The 888-nt window shown below is 31.6% G+C and carries 2 tRNA genes and 1 rRNA gene; all 3 read right to left on the bottom strand.

The annotated features are described in order from the left end of the window. Nucleotides 1-579 precede the first annotated feature (579 nt). The 3 genes from CSBG_RS16500 to rrf all read right to left on the bottom strand — a co-directional run bounded on the left by CSBG_RS16500 (nucleotide 580) and on the right by rrf (nucleotide 859). A tRNA-Ala gene (locus CSBG_RS16500) sits at nucleotides 580-655 on the bottom strand. 5 nt (nucleotides 656-660) lie between these two features. After that, nucleotides 661-737: transfer RNA gene (locus tag CSBG_RS16495), tRNA-Ile, on the bottom strand. Nucleotides 738-742: 5 nt separating this feature from the next. Beyond that, a 5S ribosomal RNA gene (rrf, locus tag CSBG_RS16490) occupies nucleotides 743-859 on the bottom strand. Between the last annotated feature and the right edge of the window lie 29 nt (nucleotides 860-888).

Below are 888 nucleotides of genomic sequence, written 5' to 3'. Positions count from 1 at the left end.
CTTAATGTTAAGACGTCTAAAAGAATTGCTGGTTTGTTTACTTAACTTATATTCTGTTCAATTTTCAAAGACCATTTTCTTCATCGCCCTCAAGCGACTTTCTTATCTTATCATTTGTTTCGTTTCTTGTCAATAACTTTTTTTCAAAGTTTTTTTGACTTTTTTCATCGCGTCTCTCAGCGACGAGATTTATCTTAACATGTAAATCCAACTAAGTTTTTAATATATATATCCTTTTAGTAATATTATTCTTATCTTACTCTATTTTTCTTTACATATCTATAATTTTCTACTAATGATACACCAGGATATGTTATTCTTAATTTTATATTATATATGATTACTTTTTTTATTATTACTTAATAAATAGAGACATCTAAATATTATTTTTTCCTATAATAATATATAAATCTTCATATTCATTATTAACAAAAATAATCTGTTATACTATCATATATATTTTAATATTACTTTTAAACATCATCTGACTATATATTAAATTTTAATAATAACTTTTAATTAAAAATACTTTTATAAATTTATATAACAAAAAAAGCTACGAATTATATTCGTAGCTTTTGGTGGAGGTAAAGGGATTCGAACCCTTGACCCCTTGCGTGCAAGGCAAGTGCTCTCCCAACTGAGCTATACCCCCAAATATGGTGGACCTTCAGGGACTCGAACCCCGGGCCGACCGGTTATGAGCCGGTTGCTCTAACCAACTGAGCTAAAGATCCATATAACCTGGCAACGTTCTACTCTCCCACACAGTCGCCCGTGCAGTACCATCGACGCTGTAGAGCTTAACTTTCCTGTTCGGAATGGAAAGGAGTGTTTCCTCTACGCCATCATCACCAGATTTCAGAGTGTTCTCTGAAAATTGCACAT

This window comes from Clostridium sp. 7_2_43FAA, assembly GCF_000158375.2.
GTDB lineage: Bacteria > Bacillota > Clostridia > Clostridiales > Clostridiaceae > Clostridium > Clostridium tertium.
The sequence above is the reverse complement of the archived record's forward strand: the minus strand, read 5'-3'. Positions and strand labels throughout refer to the sequence as shown.